The 17,228-nt window shown below is 61.3% G+C and carries 16 protein-coding genes; 2 read left to right on the top strand and 14 right to left on the bottom strand.

The features are described from left to right. Window positions 1–3: 3 nt before the first annotated feature. Genes ntrC through B7H23_RS12645 form a run of 3 tightly spaced genes read right to left on the bottom strand, consistent with a single transcriptional unit; the run spans window position 4 to window position 3,610 of the window. On the bottom strand, window positions 4–1,455 hold the full coding sequence (gene ntrC, locus B7H23_RS12655) for a nitrogen regulation protein NR(I) (RefSeq protein ID WP_094077842.1): 1,452 nt from the start codon (window positions 1,453–1,455) through the stop codon (window positions 4–6). Continuing rightward, window positions 1,452–2,597, bottom strand: a complete 1,146-nt coding sequence (locus B7H23_RS12650) for a two-component system sensor histidine kinase NtrB (RefSeq protein ID WP_094077841.1) — start codon at window positions 2,595–2,597, stop codon at window positions 1,452–1,454. The genes ntrC and B7H23_RS12650 overlap by 4 nt, the downstream gene beginning before the upstream one ends. Further along, entirely contained in the window at window positions 2,594–3,610 is a 1,017-nt protein-coding gene (locus tag B7H23_RS12645) for a tRNA dihydrouridine synthase (RefSeq protein WP_094077840.1), read from the bottom strand. Before B7H23_RS12645 ends, B7H23_RS12650 begins: the two co-directional genes overlap by 4 nt. 119 nt (window positions 3,611–3,729) lie before the next feature. Between B7H23_RS12645 and B7H23_RS12640 the strand changes: the two genes are divergently transcribed. After that, window positions 3,730–4,959 carry a bifunctional 2-C-methyl-D-erythritol 4-phosphate cytidylyltransferase/2-C-methyl-D-erythritol 2,4-cyclodiphosphate synthase gene (locus B7H23_RS12640; RefSeq protein ID WP_094077839.1) on the top strand — a complete coding sequence of 410 codons (1,230 nt, stop codon included), beginning with the start codon at window positions 3,730–3,732 and terminating at the stop codon, window positions 4,957–4,959. Beyond that, window positions 4,949–5,443 (top strand): CinA family protein, encoded by a 495-nt coding sequence (locus B7H23_RS12635; protein ID WP_094077838.1) that lies wholly within the window; start codon window positions 4,949–4,951, stop codon window positions 5,441–5,443. The genes B7H23_RS12640 and B7H23_RS12635 overlap by 11 nt, the downstream gene beginning before the upstream one ends. Window positions 5,444–5,456: 13 nt before the next feature. Here B7H23_RS12635 and B7H23_RS12630 read toward each other — a convergent pair whose 3' ends face one another. The 11 genes from B7H23_RS12630 to B7H23_RS12580 form a co-directional block, all read right to left on the bottom strand. After that, window positions 5,457–5,924, bottom strand: coding sequence for a type II toxin-antitoxin system RatA family toxin (locus B7H23_RS12630; protein ID WP_094077837.1), 468 nt, complete (start codon window positions 5,922–5,924; stop codon window positions 5,457–5,459). A 12-nt stretch (window positions 5,925–5,936) separates the two neighbouring features. Continuing rightward, window positions 5,937–6,908 carry a lipoyl synthase gene (gene lipA / locus B7H23_RS12625; protein WP_094077836.1) on the bottom strand — a complete coding sequence of 324 codons (972 nt, stop codon included), beginning with the start codon at window positions 6,906–6,908 and terminating at the stop codon, window positions 5,937–5,939. A 118-nt stretch (window positions 6,909–7,026) separates the two neighbouring features. Further along, window positions 7,027–7,275, bottom strand: a complete 249-nt coding sequence (locus B7H23_RS12620) for a GlsB/YeaQ/YmgE family stress response membrane protein (RefSeq protein ID WP_094077835.1) — start codon at window positions 7,273–7,275, stop codon at window positions 7,027–7,029. Window positions 7,276–7,368: 93 nt separating this feature from the next. Further along, window positions 7,369–8,811 (bottom strand): dihydrolipoyl dehydrogenase, encoded by a 1,443-nt coding sequence (gene lpdA / locus B7H23_RS12615; protein ID WP_094077834.1) that lies wholly within the window; start codon window positions 8,809–8,811, stop codon window positions 7,369–7,371. 11 nt (window positions 8,812–8,822) lie between these two features. Then, window positions 8,823–9,485: an SGNH/GDSL hydrolase family protein gene (locus tag B7H23_RS12610; RefSeq protein WP_094077833.1), complete on the bottom strand. Its 663-nt coding sequence runs from the start codon at window positions 9,483–9,485 to the stop codon at window positions 8,823–8,825. Window positions 9,486–9,496: 11 nt separating this feature from the next. Next, the gene (locus B7H23_RS12605; RefSeq protein ID WP_094077832.1) at window positions 9,497–10,921 is read right to left on the bottom strand and encodes a pyruvate dehydrogenase complex dihydrolipoamide acetyltransferase; all 1,425 of its coding nucleotides are present in this window, start codon (window positions 10,919–10,921) and stop codon (window positions 9,497–9,499) included. Window positions 10,922–10,925: 4 nt separating this feature from the next. Continuing rightward, window positions 10,926–12,341 carry a pyruvate dehydrogenase complex E1 component subunit beta gene (locus B7H23_RS12600; RefSeq protein WP_094077831.1) on the bottom strand — a complete coding sequence of 472 codons (1,416 nt, stop codon included), beginning with the start codon at window positions 12,339–12,341 and terminating at the stop codon, window positions 10,926–10,928. A gap of 99 nt (window positions 12,342–12,440) precedes the next feature. Continuing rightward, on the bottom strand, window positions 12,441–13,565 hold the full coding sequence (gene pdhA, locus B7H23_RS12595; protein WP_094077830.1) for a pyruvate dehydrogenase (acetyl-transferring) E1 component subunit alpha: 1,125 nt from the start codon (window positions 13,563–13,565) through the stop codon (window positions 12,441–12,443). 130 nt (window positions 13,566–13,695) lie between these two features. Further along, the gene (locus B7H23_RS12590) at window positions 13,696–13,959 is read right to left on the bottom strand and encodes an FtsB family cell division protein (protein WP_158215836.1); all 264 of its coding nucleotides are present in this window, start codon (window positions 13,957–13,959) and stop codon (window positions 13,696–13,698) included. A 164-nt stretch (window positions 13,960–14,123) separates the two neighbouring features. Beyond that, a complete protein-coding gene (eno, locus tag B7H23_RS12585) occupies window positions 14,124–15,398 on the bottom strand; it encodes a phosphopyruvate hydratase (RefSeq protein ID WP_094077828.1) in 1,275 nt (424 codons plus the stop codon). A 127-nt stretch (window positions 15,399–15,525) separates the two neighbouring features. Then, entirely contained in the window at window positions 15,526–17,157 is a 1,632-nt protein-coding gene (locus B7H23_RS12580) for an alpha-D-glucose phosphate-specific phosphoglucomutase (RefSeq protein WP_173861914.1), read from the bottom strand. Window positions 17,158–17,228: the final 71 nt, after the last annotated feature.

Here is a 17,228-nt window from a genome sequence, read left to right as displayed (position 1 = left end):
AGTTCAGTTTGCGTTGCGATTGGTCCGATAGACATTGACGCCGAGTTCGCGAATTTTCTTGCGCAGCGTGTTGCGGTTCAGGCCGAGCAGTTCGGCGGCGCGGATCTGATTGCCGCGCGTCGCGGTCATCGCCACGAGAATCAGCGGATACTCCACTTCGTGGAGAATGCGCTGATAGAGGCCCGGCGGGGGCAGGCTATCGCCGAATTCCTCGAAATAGCGGTGCAGATACTGTTCCACCGCCATGCCGAGACTGGTGTCTTCCGGAATCTCGGCAAGTGTCGCCGCAGGGTTCTCCTGCTGCATCGGGGTCAGTTCGGCCTCGATTATATCGACGCCGATCGTGTCCTGTGGATAGAGCGCGGCGAGACGGCGAACGAGGTTTTCCAGTTCACGCACATTGCCGGGCCATGAATAGCGCTTGAGTCGATCCATCGCATCGGCCGTGATCCGCTTGTCGCTGAGCCCCTGCTCTCCGGCCAGGCGGAAAAAGTGGCGGATCAGGTCCGGTACGTCTTCGGCCCGCTCGCGCAGTGGCGGCAGGCGCATCGGCACCACGTTCAGACGGTAAAAGAGATCTTCGCGAAACAGCCCCTGTGCAATGGCCTGGCGCAGATCCTTGTTGGTCGCCGCCACGATGCGCACATCGGTCTTCAGCGGCGTGCGTCCGCCGACGGTGGTGTACTCACCCTGTTGCAGAACGCGAAGCAGGCGTGTCTGTGCTTCCATTGGCATATCGCCGATCTCATCGAGAAACAGCGTGCCGCCATCGGCTTGTTCGAACCGGCCCGTGGCCTTGCTGTGCGCACCGGTGAAGGAGCCCTTCTCATGGCCGAACAGTTCCGACTCGATCAATTCGCGCGGAATGGCGGCCATGTTGACGGCAACGAACGGCCCGTTTCGGCGGCGGCCATATTCGTGCAGCGCGCTGGCGACAAGCTCCTTGCCGGTGCCCGATTCGCCGGTGATCATGACCGTCAGATCGGTCTGCATCATCCGCGCCAGCATCCGGTAGATGTCCTGCATGGCGGCGCTACGCCCGACGAGCGGCATGTTCTCGCCCGTATCCTCGCCCTTTTCAGCAAGCTTTTTCGGCTCCGCCAATGCCCGTTTGACCACATTGAGCATTTCGGTCAGATCGAACGGCTTGGGCAGGTAGTCGTAAGCGCCCTTTTCCGAGGCGCGGATGGCCGTCATGAACGTGTTCTGCGCGCTCATCACGAGCACCGGCAGGTTGGGCCGAGCATTGCGGATACGTGGTAGAAGATCGAACGCGTTCTCGTCGGGCATGACCACATCGGTGATGACGAGATCGCCCTCCCCCGCCGAAACCCAGCGCCACAGAGCCGCGGCGTTCGATGTCACGCGAACGTCGTAGCCGGCACGTCCGAGCGCCTGGCTGAGAACGGTGCGGATGGCGGCGTCATCGTCTGCGACGAGAATCGTATGAGTCATTGCGTCGTCTCCGCCGTGGCGTCGTGGGGGGCGGGCTTATCCTCTTTCCAGGCCGGCATCAGAACGCGGAACGTGGTGCCGCTCGAAGAACTGTCGCATTCCACCACGCCGCCATGATCGCCGACCAGCTTGGCCACCAATGCCAGACCGAGGCCCGACCCGTTGATCTTCGAGGTAATGAACGGGTCGAAAATATATGGAAACATGTCGTCCGGAACGCCGGAGCCGTTATCGTGGACGCAGAACTCCATCGGTAGAGAGACTTTCTCTTTGCTGCCCGGTACCGACAGGCGAATGCCTGGCCGAAAAGCGGTCGTCAGTGTGATCTTGCCTTCCGTGCCGCGTGGCGCGACGGCTTCGGCCGCGTTTTTGATAAGGTTCAGGAAGATCTGGATCAGTTGATCGCGATTACCGAAAACCGGCGGTAGGGACGGATCGTAGAAATCTTCGAAAGTCACATCGCGTGCGAAACCGTTTTTGGCGATGGCGCGCACATGATCGAAGACGACATGGATATTGACCGGCGTTTTCTCGACCGGCCGTTCGTCGGAGAAAATCTCCATCCGGTCCACAAGGCCGACGATTCGGTCGGTTTCTTCCATGATAAGCCGCGTCAGCGCGCGATCATCCTCGCCGACAGAACTTTCCAGAAGCTGAGCTGCGCCGCGGATGCCCGATAGCGGATTCTTGATCTCATGCGCCAGCATGGCAGCAAGGCCCGTGACGGAACGAGCCGCGCCACGATGGGTCATCTGTCGGTCGATCTTGTCGGCCATCGACCGTTCCTGAAAGACAACCAGAACCGAGTCCTGACGATCCGGCACCGGCCCGACATAAAGATCGACCATCCGGTCCGCACCAATACGCGGCGAAGAAATATCCACCCGGTATTCCGTAACGGGCGCACCCTGCTGACGCACCTGTTCGATCAATGCCATGAGCGGACTGTCGAACGGCACAAAATCCGACAATTTCATTCGCTTCAGAACCGATGCGCTGCTGCGGAACAGCGATTCCGCATCCGCATTGGCATATGCGATGGAGCCATCCTCATCGATCAGCGCAATCGGCTGCTGAATGGCGTTCAGCAGGCTCTCCGCCAGCGTTGATACTGCGGGTTCAATTGCCCTCTTCTGGGTCATGCCGCCTCTTTATAGGGTGTGGCTGCAAAGGCTTCGGCAAGATTTTCGAGCGCCTGCCGCGGCTCACGCGCCGTCATGATGGATTGACGACGTTCGATGCTGGTATCCGGCAAAAACCGATCCAGATACCAGCCGAGATGCTTGCGGGCGTGGCGGCTGCCGCGCACGACACCGTACTCGCTGAGCATGGCTTCGTAATGGTCCGCGATATAGGCTTGCAGATCGGTTTGGCGGGGCGATCGCCCATTGCTCAGAAGTTCCGCGGCAAGAAAGGGTTGCCCATAATGCGCGCGGCCGATCATCACGGCGTCGGCTCCGGTAGTCAGCAAAAGACGCTGCGCGTCCTGCCTGTCGGCTACATCGCCATTTGCGATAAAAGGCACGTCCGGCACCGCTGCGCGGACCGCCGCGATGGCCTCCGCGTCGATCGTTCCACTGTAGCGTTGCTCGCGAGTGCGCCCGTGAACGGTAATCATGCCCGCTCCCGCATCGACCAACTGGCGGGCCAGTTCCGCCGCGTTGATATTGTCGCGGTCCCATCCCAGCCGCATTTTCACGGTCACTATGGCGTCACGCGCTGAAGCCACGGCCGCATTCACGATCCGCGCCGCCCGGTCCGGCTCGGTCATAAGCGCGGCGCCGCAAGCGCCGCCGGTCACCTTCTTGGCCGGACAACCCATATTGATATCGACGATCTGAACGCCCTCATCGACGAGCCGACCCGTCGCTCGTCCGATCGTGCCCGGATCGCGACCGACCAGTTGCACTGCACGCAATCCCGATCCCTCACTGCGGATACGGCGGATCGATTCTGTGCGATCGCGTTCCAGTTCGCCGCTGGCCACCATTTCGGCGAAGGTCAGGCCGGTCCCGGCACGTTCGGCCCGCCGGCGGAACGGAAGGTCGGTGACACCGCTCATGGGGGCAAGGACAATACGATTGGGCACACGCAGGCCGCCAACCAGAAAGGGCGTATCGAGACAGTCGGGGGACGGGTCTGTGGCGGACGCCATGAAACAAGTACCTTTGCAATTCTGCCTAAACTCTAACCATTGCACGTTTTTGCATCAAGAGTAGGCAGTAACAGTTTTTTCTTTCCTTGCCGCTGCACCGCGCCTAAACCCGCAAGCCGATGACGCCAAGAGGAAAAATCGTGCCGCCAGATTATGAAGAACGGATGGCTGCGCTGATCGTAGCGGCCGGTCGCGGCGAACGGGCCGGCGGACCTTCGGATAGCCCGAAACAGTACCGGCGGCTGGCGGGGGAACCGATTCTACGTCGCACCGTGCGGGTGTTTCTCGACCATCCCGCCATCGAACGCATCTACATCGCCATCCATCCGGATGACGAGGCGTTGGCCAGGGGCGCCATCGCGCCATTCGACGCGGCACGCATCCTCCTCGTTCATGGCGGGCGAACGCGCCAGCTTTCCGTTCTCGCCGGCTTGAGAGCCATGATGGACAGTCCGACGGAGTTTGTCCTTATCCACGATGCGGCCCGGCCGCTATTGGATCGCCAGACGCTCGACGCAGTCGTGGACGAGGTGCGAAGGGGAAACGGCGTGATCGTCGGTCGGCCGGTAACCGATACCGTGAAGTCGATCGATCCCAGCGACACCATTGTGGGAACAATCGATCGCGACAGTCTGATACGCGCGCAAACGCCCCAGGCCTTTCCCTACCCGTCGATTCTGGCAGCGCATGAAGACGCGGCGGCCGATGGTCTGGAAAATGCGACGGATGACGCATCCATAGCTGCGCGGGCCGGTATGACGGTGCGGATCGTGCGCGGTCGGTCGGCCAATCCGAAAATCACTTTCCCGGAGGATATCGCCTTGGCGGAGCGCAGCTTCTCGATTGTGCCGGACGTGCGTGTCGGAAACGGCTACGATGTGCATCGCTTCGAGGATGGCGATGCGGTGATCCTGTGTGGTGTTGCCATTCCTTTTCACCGCAAACTGTCCGGCCATTCCGATGCCGATGTCGGCCTCCACGCTCTGACCGACGCCCTGCTGGCGACGGTCGGCGCAGGCGATATCGGAACGCATTTTCCGCCATCCGATCCGCAATGGCGTGGCGCCGAATCTTCCATCTTCCTGCGCCATGCTATCGGCCTGTTGCGCAAGGAAGGCGCGCGCATCGCCAATGCGGACGTGACATTGATCGCCGAAGAGCCGAAGATCGGCCCGCACCGGGAGGCCATGACAAACCGTTTGGCGGAACTCATGGGCATCGAACCGCATCGCGTTTCAATCAAGGCGACCACCAATGAGAAGATGGGTTTTGTTGGCCGGAATGAAGGCATTGCAGCGATTGCAACGGCCAGTGTCATCTTCCCCGGAGGATTGCCGGATGAAGGATGAAGTGACCGAACTGGTCGGTGATATCCTCGAACATGCAGAAAAACGCCGATTGATGATCGGAACGGCGGAAAGCTGTACTGGCGGGCTGGTTGCCTCCGCCCTGACCTCGGTTCCCGGCTCTTCATCCGTCGTGGACAGGGCCTTCGTCACCTATTCCAATGCCGCAAAGATGGATACGCTCGGCGTCGATCCGCTGACACTTCGCCGCTGCGGCGCCGTTTCCGGCGAGACGGCGCGCGAGATGGCCGTCGGCGCCAAACGTCGTTCGGCTGCGCGTCTGGTCGTCTCGACAACCGGCATTGCCGGCCCAGATGGCGGCACGCCGGAAAAGCCGGTCGGATTCGTCTGCTTCGGTCTGGCCGCCCCCGGCGGCATCGTACGCAGCGAGCAATGCGTCTTCGACAATGAAGGACGAGAAGCGATCCGGCAGGCTGCCGTCAAACACGCCCTCCAGATGATGTTGAATGCGCTGAAGGCGCGCTAGGCGGGTCGGGGGCTCAGGCCATTGGCCGCGCAGACGCGGAATAGATCGCATCGGCCCGTCGCTCGAACGCTTCGGCAAAGGCCCGGAAAGCGCGGTCGAACATGGTTCCCATCACTGCGCCGAGGATCCGGCTTTTGAACTCGTAGTCGATGGCGAAGTGTACCGCGCTGCGGCCTTCACCCCGGTCTTCGAACACCCAGCGATTGTCGAGATAGCGGAACGGCCCGTCGACATAGGACACATCGATGGTTCGCTCCTGCGGTTTTAGCAGAACCTGACTGGTGAACGTCTCGTGGATGGCTTTGTAGCCCACCGTCATGTCCGCCAGTAGCAGCGTTTTGCCATCCCGTTCCTTTCGAGAGCGCACGTTGAGGGCTTCGCACATGGGCAAAAATTGCGGATAGGCTTCCACATGGGCGACAAGGGCGAACATTTCATCGGCGCTATGAGCGACGATTCTCGTGGTTTTGAAACTGGGCATGGCGGTTTTGCGCTATCGGTCGTTCGACAAAACATCGTCCCGCGCAGCGCGCGCGGCCTTCAATCTGGCGAAATCTTCGCCGGCATGGTGAGACGAGCGGGTAAGCGGACTTGCCGAGACCATGAGAAACCCCTTGGCGCGGGCCGTGATCTCGTAGCTGCCGAACTCATCGGGCGGCACGAAGCGGATAACCGGATGGTGCCGGCGCGTCGGCGCCAGATACTGGCCGATGGTGATGAAATCGACGTCGGCGCTGCGTAGATCGTCCATCAATTGCAGAACCTCGTTCCGCTCTTCGCCGAGACCCACCATGATGCCGCTCTTGGTGAAGATCGTCGGGTCGATCTCCTTGACCCGCTGTAGCAGGCGAATGGAGTGGAAATAGCGCGCGCCGGGCCGCACCGTCAGATAGTTGGACGGCACCGTCTCTAAATTGTGATTGAAGACGTCCGGCTTGGCCGCCACGACCACTTCCAGCGCGCCGTCCTTGCGCAGAAAATCGGGTGTCAGGATTTCGATGGTCGTCTCCGGCGCACGCTGCCGGATCGCCGCGATGGTTTCGGCGAAATGCTGCGCGCCGCCATCGGCCAGATCGTCGCGGTCGACCGAGGTGATCACGACGTGCTTGAGTTCCATCTGCGCCACCGCTTCGGCGACATTGGCCGGCTCGGACGCATCCAGGGCCAGCGGGCGGCCGGTCGTCACATTGCAGAAAGCGCAGGCCCGCGTGCAAATCTCGCCCATGATCATGAATGTGGCGTGTTTCTTGTCCCAGCACTCGCCAATATTGGGGCAGCCAGCCTCTTCGCAGACCGTCACAAGATTGTTGTCGCGGACGATGGCCTTGGTCTCGGCATAGCCTTTCGACGCAACCGGAGCCTTCACCCGGATCCATGCCGGCTTCTTCTGCACCGCGTTTTCCGGGCGCTTCATCTTCTCCGGGTGGCGTGGACGCGAAACATTGGTGTCGAGGACTGTGACCATAGCGGCTGTGTTCTCCTGGCGGGCGGGCCTTTCCGACCCCTACGGCTTGACATAACAAAGGCCGGGCGGATTTTGAATGGCCCGCCCGGCCTCAAGCAATGCAGCTATGCAGTTTTGATCAGCGGCGGAACAACCGCGCGATGAATATCAAGAGGCAAGCGCCGACGAAGCCGGTCAGCAGGTACTCCCAGGAGAACGACGCGCCAGCGCCGCTGCCCAGACCGGAAATCTGCAGAATGAAGCTGAGTACGATAGCGCCGACGACACCGAGAATGATGTTCATCAGAAGGCCCATATCGCTCTTCATGACCTTTTCGGCCAGCCAGCCGGCAATGCCGCCCACGATGATCGCAGCAAGAAATCCCATAAATACTCTCCTTAAAATCGTTTCTCGTCATTGGAATGTCTGCTTTGATAATGCCTGCTCTAAGGTTTTGTTCCTGCAAGCCTCCTCACAGCGCTACGCGTTGATCATCCGGCCATAGGCGTCGAGCACGCTTTCCTTCATCATTTCCGACAGCGTCGGGTGCGGGAAGACGGTGTGCATCAGTTCTTCTTCGGTCGTTTCCAGGCCCATGGCCACGACGAAGCCCTGGATCAACTCGGTCACTTCCGCCCCGACCATGTGGGCGCCCAGCAACTGCCCGGTCTTGCCGTCGAAGATCGTCTTGATCAGACCCTGATCCTCCCCAAGCGCGATGGCCTTGCCATTGGCGACGAAGGGAAATCGCCCGACCCGTAATTCATAGCCGGCTTCCTTGGCCTTGGCCTCGGTCAGCCCGACCGACGCCACCTGCGGATGGCAATAGGTGCAGCCGGGGATCTTCGATTTGTCGAGCGCGTGCACGCCTTTGACGCCGGCGATCTTTTCGACGCATATGACCCCTTCATGTTCGGCCTTGTGCGCCAGCATGGGCGGTCCGGCGACATCGCCTATGGCATAGACGCCTTCGACATTGGTCTTGCCGTAACCGTCCGTCACGATCGATCCGCGATCGATCTTCACGCCGAGATCTTCGAGGCCGAGATTCTCGGTATTGCTCTGTACGCCGACGGCCGAAATGAGCCGCTCGACTTCAACGGTCTCGCTCTTGCCGCCTTCGGCTTCGAGCGTTGCCTTGACGCCAGAGCCGGTCTTCTCGACTTTCGTGACCTTGGTTTTCAAGCGGAACTTGATTCCCTGCCGCTCCAGCTGCTTCTGCGCGATCTTCGAAATCTCCGCGTCCTCGACCGGCATGATGCGGTCGACGACTTCGACGACCGTCACATCGACGCCCATGGCGTTATAGAAACTGGCGAATTCCACACCGATCGCGCCCGATCCCATGACGAGCAGGCTCTTCGGAAGTTCTTTCGGCACCATGGCCTCGAAATAGGTCCAGATCTTCTCGCCATCGGGTTCAATGCCAGGCAGCGCGCGCGGACGGGCGCCGGTCGCGATGATGATATGCTTGGCGGAATATTCGCCCTCGCCCTTGATGTTTTTTGGCGGCGCGACCTGCGGCTCCATCGCCTTCTTCTGTGGCTTGCCGACCTTGATCTTGCCCTTGCCGGTCAACTTCGCTTCGCCCCAGATCACGTCGATCTTGTTCTTTTTCATCAGCATGCCGACGCCATTGTTGAGGCGCTTTGACACACCGCGCGACCGATCGACGACGGCTTTCGTGTCCGGCTTGACCGTGCCATCGAGCTTCAGGCCGTAATCCTTGAAGTGGTCGGCGTAATGCATGATCTCAGCGCTGCGCAGAAGCGCTTTCGTCGGGATGCAACCCCAGTTGAGGCAGATACCGCCCAGATGCTCGCGTTCGACGATGGCGGTCTTCAGACCGAGCTGGGAGGCGCGGATGGCGGTGACATAACCGCCGGGGCCCGAACCGATGATGATGACGTCGTAATCGGCCATGAGTAGTCTCCTCAGCCCTGTCTTTCATTGAGTAATTCGCGAACGACCGGCGCGAGGGCATGACCCAGCGCTACGGTATTGTCCGCGTCGAGATGAATGCCGTCATGCGGATCGGTCGTAACAACCGTTCCCGCATCGAAGAAGTCACAGCCACGTTCGCGCGCCAGATCGCCATAGCGGCGCGCGAAGCTTTTCGAATCCTCGACCGCATCGGCGAACGTGTCGCCATAGTCTGGATCGTCCGGCTTGCGGATCGGCGGTGGCGCAACGACCAGGACAGCGGGCGCAGCATCGCCATCGCCGCCCGACCAAGCATGATGGCGAACCTGTTCGATCAGCCGGCCCATACCCATCGCCGCACCCCGCGCCCCTGCCCCGGTGAACGGTTTCAGATCGTTGACGCCAAGGAACAGAATCACCAGATCGAGCGGCGCATGGGTATGAAGCAGGGTCGGCAGGATTCTTGCGCCGTTCCGGTCGCAATCGGCCAGATGATCGTCATAGCCGGTCGTCCGCCCATTCAGCCCCTCGGCAATGACATGAAAGCCCGCGCCGAGTTCGGCCTGCAGCACATTCGGCCAGCGGCTTTCGAAAGGGTGGCGCGTGCGCGTCACCCCGTCGAAGCCCCATGTCAGCGAATCGCCAAAGGCAAGAATGGTTTTCGGATCGGCCATGCCGGTTCTCGTCAGACCAGCATGCTCATCGGGTTTTCGATGAAGCCGTGGAACGCATCGAGCAGTTCGGCCCCTAGCGCGCCGTCGACGGCCCGGTGATCGACCGACAGCGTCACGGTCATCATCGTGGCAATGGCTACCGCATCGTCGGTCACGACCGGCCGTTTCTCGCCCGCGCCAATCGCCAGGATCGTGCCATGCGGCGGGTTGATCACGGCCGCGAACTCGCGGACGCCGAACATGCCGAGATTGGACACCGCCGTGGTGCCGCCCTGATACTCTTCGGGCTTCAGCTTCCGGTCGCGGGCGCGCCTGGCCATATCCTTCATCTCGTTGGAAATGGTGGAAAGCGCTTTCTCGTCGGCCTTGCGGATGATCGGCGTGATCAGCCCGCCGGGAATGGCGACCGCAACGCCGACATCGGCGTGCTTGTGCTTGACCATCGCATCTTCCGTCCAGGACGCATTGGCGTCTGGCACGGCCATGAGCGCCTTGGCCATGGCCTTGATCACCATGTCGTTGACCGAAAGCTTGAAGGCCGGCTTTTCGCCGTCGTCGCCCTTCCTGACCGGTGCGGACTTGTTGATCTCGCTGCGCAGTTTGAGCAGCGCATCGATCCTGCAGTCCCTTGTCAGATAGAAATGCGGCACGGTCTGCTTGGCCTGGACCAGCCGCTTGGCGATGGTCTTGCGCATGCCGTCATGCTTGACCAGTTCGTAGGAGCCTTCCTCGAACAGCTTGAGCACGGCATCGTCGGCCATTGGCGCGGGAGCCGCCGCTGCCGTCGGCGCGGCTGCGCCCTTGGGCGTCTCGGCCGCCTTCGGCGCTGCGCCCGGCTTGGCGCTTTCGACGTCGGCCAGCACGATGCGGCCGCGCGGACCGGAGCCCGAAACGCACGCCAGATCGATTCCCTTCTGCTGGGCGACGCGGCGCGCCAGCGGTGTGGAGAAGATGCGTTCGCCATCCTTGGTGGGTGCGGGACCCGCTTTCACGCTGTCCGGCACGTCCGTCTTGCCGCTGCCATTGGCGCCGGCAGCCGGCTGCGGCTTGCCGTGACCGGCTCCGCCATCGCTGGACGTTTCGGATACCTTGGCATCGTCGCGCGCGGCTGCCTTGTCCGGATCGGGCGTATCCTTCTGCGGCTCGGCTGCGGCGCTTTTGCCGCCGCCTGCCTTCAGCTCGGCGGGATCTTCGCCTTCCTCGGCCAGGATCGCGATGACGGCATTGACCTTGACGCCTTCGGTCCCGGCCTCCACGAGGATCTCCGCGACGGTGCCCTCATCGACGGCCTCGACTTCCATCGTCGCCTTGTCGGTTTCGATTTCAGCGATCACGTCGCCGGGTTCGACCTTGTCGCCGACCTTGACGGTCCAGCTGGCGAGGTTGCCCTCCTCCATCGTGGGAGACAGGGCAGGCATGGTGATTTCGATAGCCATGGCGTCAGTCCTTATACGTCACGGCCTTCACGGCCTCGATCACTTCGCCGACATTCGGCAGGGCAAGTTTTTCCAGATTGGCGGCATAGGGCATCGGAACGTCCTTGCCGGCAATGGAGATGACCGGCGCGTCCAGATAGTCGAAGGCGCGGCGCTGGACCTGATTGGCGATGTAGTCGCCGACCGAGCTCTGCGGGAAGCCTTCCTCGATGGTGATAAGGCGGTTGGTCTTCTTCACGCTTTCGATCACCGTATCGAGGTCCATCGGACGGATCGTCCGCAGATCGATGACCTCCGCATCGATTCCCATTTCGGCCAGTTCGTCCGCTGCCTTGATGGCGTAGGTCATGCCGATGCCGAAGCTGACCAGCGTGACGTCCTTGCCGGAACGATGGATGCGCGCCTTGCCGATGGGCAGAACGAAATCGTCCATTTTCGGCACGTCGAAAGACTGGCCGTAGAGGATTTCGTTTTCGAGAAAGACGATCGGGTTCGGATCGCGGATCGCCGCCTTCAGAAGACCTTTCGCATCCGCAGCGCTGTAAGGCTGGATAACCTTCAGGCCGGGAACGTGGGAGTACCACGCCGCGTAATCCTGGCTGTGCTGGGCGGCCACGCGCGCCGCTGCGCCGTTCGGGCCGCGGAAAACGACGGGCGATCCCATCTCGCCGCCCGCCATGTAGCGGGTTTTTGCAGCTGAATTGATGATGTGGTCGATCGCCTGCATGGCGAAGTTGAAGGTCATGAATTCGACGATCGGCCGAAGGCCCGCCATGGCGGCGCCGACGCCGACACCGGCAAACCCGTGCTCGGTGATCGGCGTATCGACGACGCGCCGCGCGCCGAACTCGTCCAGAAGACCCTGTGTAACCTTGTAGGCGCCCTGATATTCGGCGACTTCCTCGCCCATCACGAAGACGCGGTCGTCATTGCGCATTTCTTCCGCCATGGCGTCGCGGAGCGCTTCGCGAACCGTGGTCTGCACCATTTCGGTGCCCTCGGGAACTTCCGGAAGGCTCGACGGCTCGGGCTTCTTCGGCTCGGGGTGAACCTTGCCTTCGGCGGGAGTCTCGCGCTCGTCCGAAGCGGCTTCGGTCTTGCCGCCCGTATCGTCGGCGTCGGCCGAGGCAGCGCCATTGGCCGACGGTCCGGCGCCTTCCAGGGCGCTGTCATCCTCGCCTTCTTCCAAAAGGATCGCGATGACCGAATTCACCTTGACGTTCTCGGTGCCCTCATCGACGACGATCTTGCCGAGCGTGCCTTCATCGGCGGCTTCCACTTCCATGGTGGCCTTGTCGGTTTCGATTTCGGCGATCACCTCGCCGGGCTCGATCTTGTCGCCGACAGCTTTCAGCCATTTGGCGAGGTTGCCTTCCTCCATGGTCGGAGAAAGGGCGGGCATGGTTATCTCAATTGTCATGGCAGTCCCCTCCTGCAACAGCGGCGTCGAGGCCAACTGCCCGCAGGATATTTTCAGGTTGATCGAATTCGGCGGTAAGACGAAGGGCGGGTCGCTGCATCAGGCAGCCTCGCTTCCGTCCTCGGCATAGATGTCGGTCCACAATTCGGACGGATCGGGCTCCGGATCGTTCTGGGCGAACTCGGCCGCCTCGTTGATGACACCCCGGATTTCCTTGTCGATCGCCTTGACATCCTCCTCGCTCATCCCGCCATCGATCAGCCGCGCCTTCACCCGCTCGATCGGATCGTGTTCGCGATCCTTCATCTTGTCGACTTCTTCCTTGGAGCGGTATTTCGCCGGATCGCTCATGGAATGACCGCGATAACGGTACGTCTTCATCTCGAGGATGATCGGCCCGTTGCCGCCGCGAACGAACTCGGCCGCTTCTTCGGCGGCAGCCTTCACCGCGCGCACATCCATGCCATCCACTTCCATACCGGGAATGCGGAACGACACCCCGCGCTGGTTGAAATGGGTCTCCGCCGACGAGCGCGTCACCGACGTGCCCATGGCGTACTGGTTGTTCTCGATGATGTAGATCACCGGCAGATCCCACAGCGAAGCCATGTTGAAGGATTCGTAGACCTGGCCCTGGTTCGCCGCGCCATCGCCGAAATAGGTGCAGCACAGATTGTCGTTGCCGCGATAACGATTGGCGAAGGCGAGGCCCGTTCCGAGCGACACTTGCGCGCCGACAATGCCGTGGCCGCCATAGAAGTGCTTGTCGCGGCTGAACATGTGCATCGAGCCGCCCTTGCCCTTGGAATAGCCGCCCCGTCGTCCGGTCAGTTCCGCCATGACGCCCTTCGGGTCCATGCCGGTCGCCAGCATGTGGCCGTGGTCGCGATAGGCGGTGATCACCTGATCGCCTTCCTTCAGGACCATCTGGACGCCGGTGACCACGGCTTCCTGGCCGATATAGAGGTGGCAGAAACCGCCGATGAGCCCGCGACCGTAAAGCTGACCCGCCTTCTCTTCGAACCGGCGGATAAGAAGCATGTCGCGATAGGCTTGGCTGTCCTCCTCGGTCGTGAACTTGGCGATCTCGGGTGGTTTGCGGATCAGGTCGGACTGACCCTGGTCCGGCGTCGCCGCCTTCTTGGCTCCGCCGGATGTGCGCCGCGCCGGCCCGGATTTGCTGGATGAGCGTTTGTTCGCTGCCGTTTCACGACTGGTTGCCATGGACTCTCCCTTCGCCGGCCTTCGCGCCGGTAACGTTGCGGTAGGCGCTACATAGACGAGAACGTCTCATCCTCCCATTCGCCTGCCGAATAGGTGCTATGCTGACGCTTTTTTCGTGGCTGGCAAGGGCTTAGGGGCGAATAATCAGTTCGTTCGGCCCGATGACGCCAAGCTGGCGGCGCGCCATCTCGTCGAGCATGTCACGGGAAATCGTGCCGTCCTGAAGTTGGACAGCGCGTTTTTCCAGTTCGGCATGACGGGCCGACAGCGCAGCCAGTTCGGTGCGTAACGTATCCAGATGTTCCTGGTGCTGGACGTAGGCGTCCGTGCCGTAATCGCCCTGCACGGTATGATGGGAGAAATAGACAAGGCAAAGTCCGGTGAGGACTGGCAAGATCAGTCCTTTCCAACGTTTGCGCCTGTACTGCCGGGTCCACATTTCCGGCTCCCATTCTTTGCGGATCGTCCCGCAGACAAGCCCGATTCGCACTTAATGTGAAGTTACCGGACGCAAAAAAGCCGGCCACCATGGGCCGGCTTCCATGGAACGGGCCACGTTCAGTCTTTCAGGATCGACCGTCCAGCATATAACGCCGCGCTGCCGAGCTGCTGCTCGATCCGGATGAGCTGATTGTATTTGGCGAGCCGGTCGGAGCGGGCCAGAGAGCCGGTCTTGATCTGCCCGCAATTGGTCGCGACGGCCAGATCGGCGATGGTGGAATCTTCCGTTTCGCCCGAGCGGTGGCTCATCACCGCCGTATAGCCAGCCCGGTGCGCAGTCTCCACCGCGTCGAGCGTTTCGGATAGCGAGCCGATCTGGTTGACCTTGACGAGGATGGAATTGGCCGCGCCTTTGGCGATTCCATCACGCAAACGCGTCGAATTGGTCACGAAGAGATCGTCGCCCACCAACTGAACCCGATCACCGATTGCTTCTGTCAGGGCGGTCCAGCCCTCCCAATCGTCTTCATCCATTCCGTCCTCGATCGAGATGATCGGATAGGTGCCGCAGAGTTTGGCGAGGTAGTCGGCCTGTTCTTCGGACGTCCTTGTGTTGCCTTCGCCAGCGTAGACGTAATTGCCGTCCTTGTAGAATTCGGTCGCCGCGCAATCGAGCGCGAGGAACATATCCTCGCCGGGCTTGTAGCCGGCCTTCTCGATGCTCTTTACGATAAAATCGAGGGCGTCCTCGGCGCTGTTGATGTTGGGTGCGAAGCCACCCTCATCGCCGACGGACGTGCTGTGTCCCGCCGCTGACAGGTCCTTTTTCAGCGTGTGGAACACTTCGGCGCCCATGCGCACGGCTTCGGCAAGCGTTTCGGCACCCACCGGCATGATCATGAATTCCTGAAAATCGATCGGATTGTCGGCATGTTCTCCGCCATTGATGATATTCATCATCGGAACCGGCAGGACATGTGCGTTCGGCCCGCCGACATAACGGTAGAGCGGCATTCCCGCGGCTTCAGCCGCTGCCTTGGCCACAGCGAGAGAAATACCCAGAATGGCGTTGGCGCCGAGTTTACCCTTGTTGTCGGTGCCGTCGAGTTCGATCATGGCGGCGTCGATGGCGAGTTGCTCCTCGGCGTCCATACCGACCACCTCATCGGCGATCGGTCCGTTGACCGCGTCGACCGCCTTCTGCACGCCCTTGCCGAGATAGCGACTGCCGCCATCGCGCAGTTCGACCGCTTCATAGGCCCCGGTCGATGCGCCGGACGGCACGGCGGCACGGCCGAACGATCCATCTTCGAGAATAACGTCCACTTCGACGGTGGGATTGCCCCGGCTGTCCAGAATTTCGCGGGCAACGATATCGATAATTTCGGTCATGAAAATCCCCGGAGATATGACGGTTGGCTCGGTGTCAGCGCTTCCATAGGGGAACGCTACGGGCCTTTCAACGCGTCGAGGTGATCGCCAGGGATAAAATAGTGGAGGCGCAACGCTGGCCGCCAGTCTAGGTCACGACATCCGGTTCCATCCGTCCGATCGCGCGGCGATAGCCGACCAGTGCGTCCACCGCATCGATCAGTGGCTCCAGCATCTCCTCGACATCGCGATCCAGGCCATCCGGCCCGGGCTCGAAGCGTTCCAGATAGACACGCAACGTCGCGCCTTCCGTGCCGGTGCCGGACAGGCGGAAGACGACGCGGCTGCCATTTTCGAAGCGGATGCGAATACCCTGGTGCTCGGCTATCGAGCCATCTACCGGATCCTTATAGGCGAAGTCGGTCGCTGACCGGACCTGAAAGCCTTCGGCGGTCTTGCCACCGAGTTGCGGCAGCATCGCCGTCAGCTCCGCCATGAACCGGTCGGCGACCGGCTTGTCGATCGCTTCGAAATCGTGGCGGGCGTAATAGTTGCGGCCGAACTGCCGCCAATGGCTTTGCAAAATGTCCCGCACGCTCTCCTTGCGGCTCGCCAGAATGGAGAGCCAGAGCAGCACGGCCCACAAACCGTCCTTTTCGCGCACATGATTAGCGCCGGTGCCGGCGCTCTCCTCCCCACAAATGGTGACGATGCCCTCGTCCAGGAGGTTGGCAAAGAATTTCCAGCCAGTCGGCGTCTCATAGAGCGGCAGGCCCATCACTTCGGCCACCCGGTCCGCGGCGGAACTGGTCGGCATGGATCGCGCAATCCCCTTCAGCCCGCCGGCATACGCCTTGGTGTGTGCCGCATTCGCCGCTAGCACCGCCAGACTGTCGGACGGGCTCACATAAATGCCTTTGCCGATGATGAGATTGCGATCGCCGTCGCCATCTGAGGCGGCGCCGAAGTCCGGCCCATCACTTCTCATCATGTCATCGTAGAGGGCCTTCGCATGGACCAGATTGGGGTCAGGGTGATGGCCGCCGAAATCCTCCTTCGGTACACCGTTCCGCACCGTTCCCTTCGGCGCGCCGAGACGGTTCTCGAGAATCTCCAGCGCGTAGGGGCCCGTCACCGCGTGCATGGCGTCGAAGGCCATGGTGAAGCCGGAGGCGAACAGCGCACGGATTTTGTCGAAGTCGAACAGTTCCTCCATCAACACGGCATAATCGGCGACCGGGTCCACCACTTCTACGATGAGATCGCCGATATTGGTCTGGCCGATTGTCTCGATGTCGACCGTCACATCGGGGTCGATCCGATATTCGGTCAGCTGCTTCGTGCGCTCAAACATCGCGCCGGTCACGCCTTCCGGCGCGGGGCCGCCATTCGCCGTATTGAATTTGATGCCGAAATCCTCGTCCGGCCCGCCGGGATTGTGGCTGGCCGACAGGATGATTCCCCCAAAGGCGTTTCGTTTGCGGATGAGGTTGGAGGCCGCGGGCGTCGATAGGATACCGCCCTCACCGACTACGATCCGCTCGACATCGTTGGCCGCCGCCATGGCGATCACCCGGCCGATCACCTCGCGGTTGAAATAGCGCCCGTCACCGCCAAGAATCAGTGTCTTCGACGGCTCCTTCGGCGCCACGTCGAAGATCGCCTGCACGAAGTTCTCGACGTAATTGTCCTGCTGGAAATGCGGCACCTTCTTGCGCAAGCCGGACGTGCCCGGCTTCTGGTCGTCGAACGGCTTGGTCTGGCGGGTTTCGATGGTCACAATATCCCTCATTACGGATCGGCAATTTGTCGAGGCTAAAGATGCGGCAGCACCAAAAAATGAAAAGGCCG

The sequence above is a fragment of the Notoacmeibacter marinus genome (genome assembly GCF_002238045.1).
Taxonomy (GTDB): domain Bacteria; phylum Pseudomonadota; class Alphaproteobacteria; order Rhizobiales; family Rhizobiaceae; genus Notoacmeibacter; species Notoacmeibacter marinus.
This window is presented reverse-complemented; position numbering and strand designations above follow the sequence as displayed.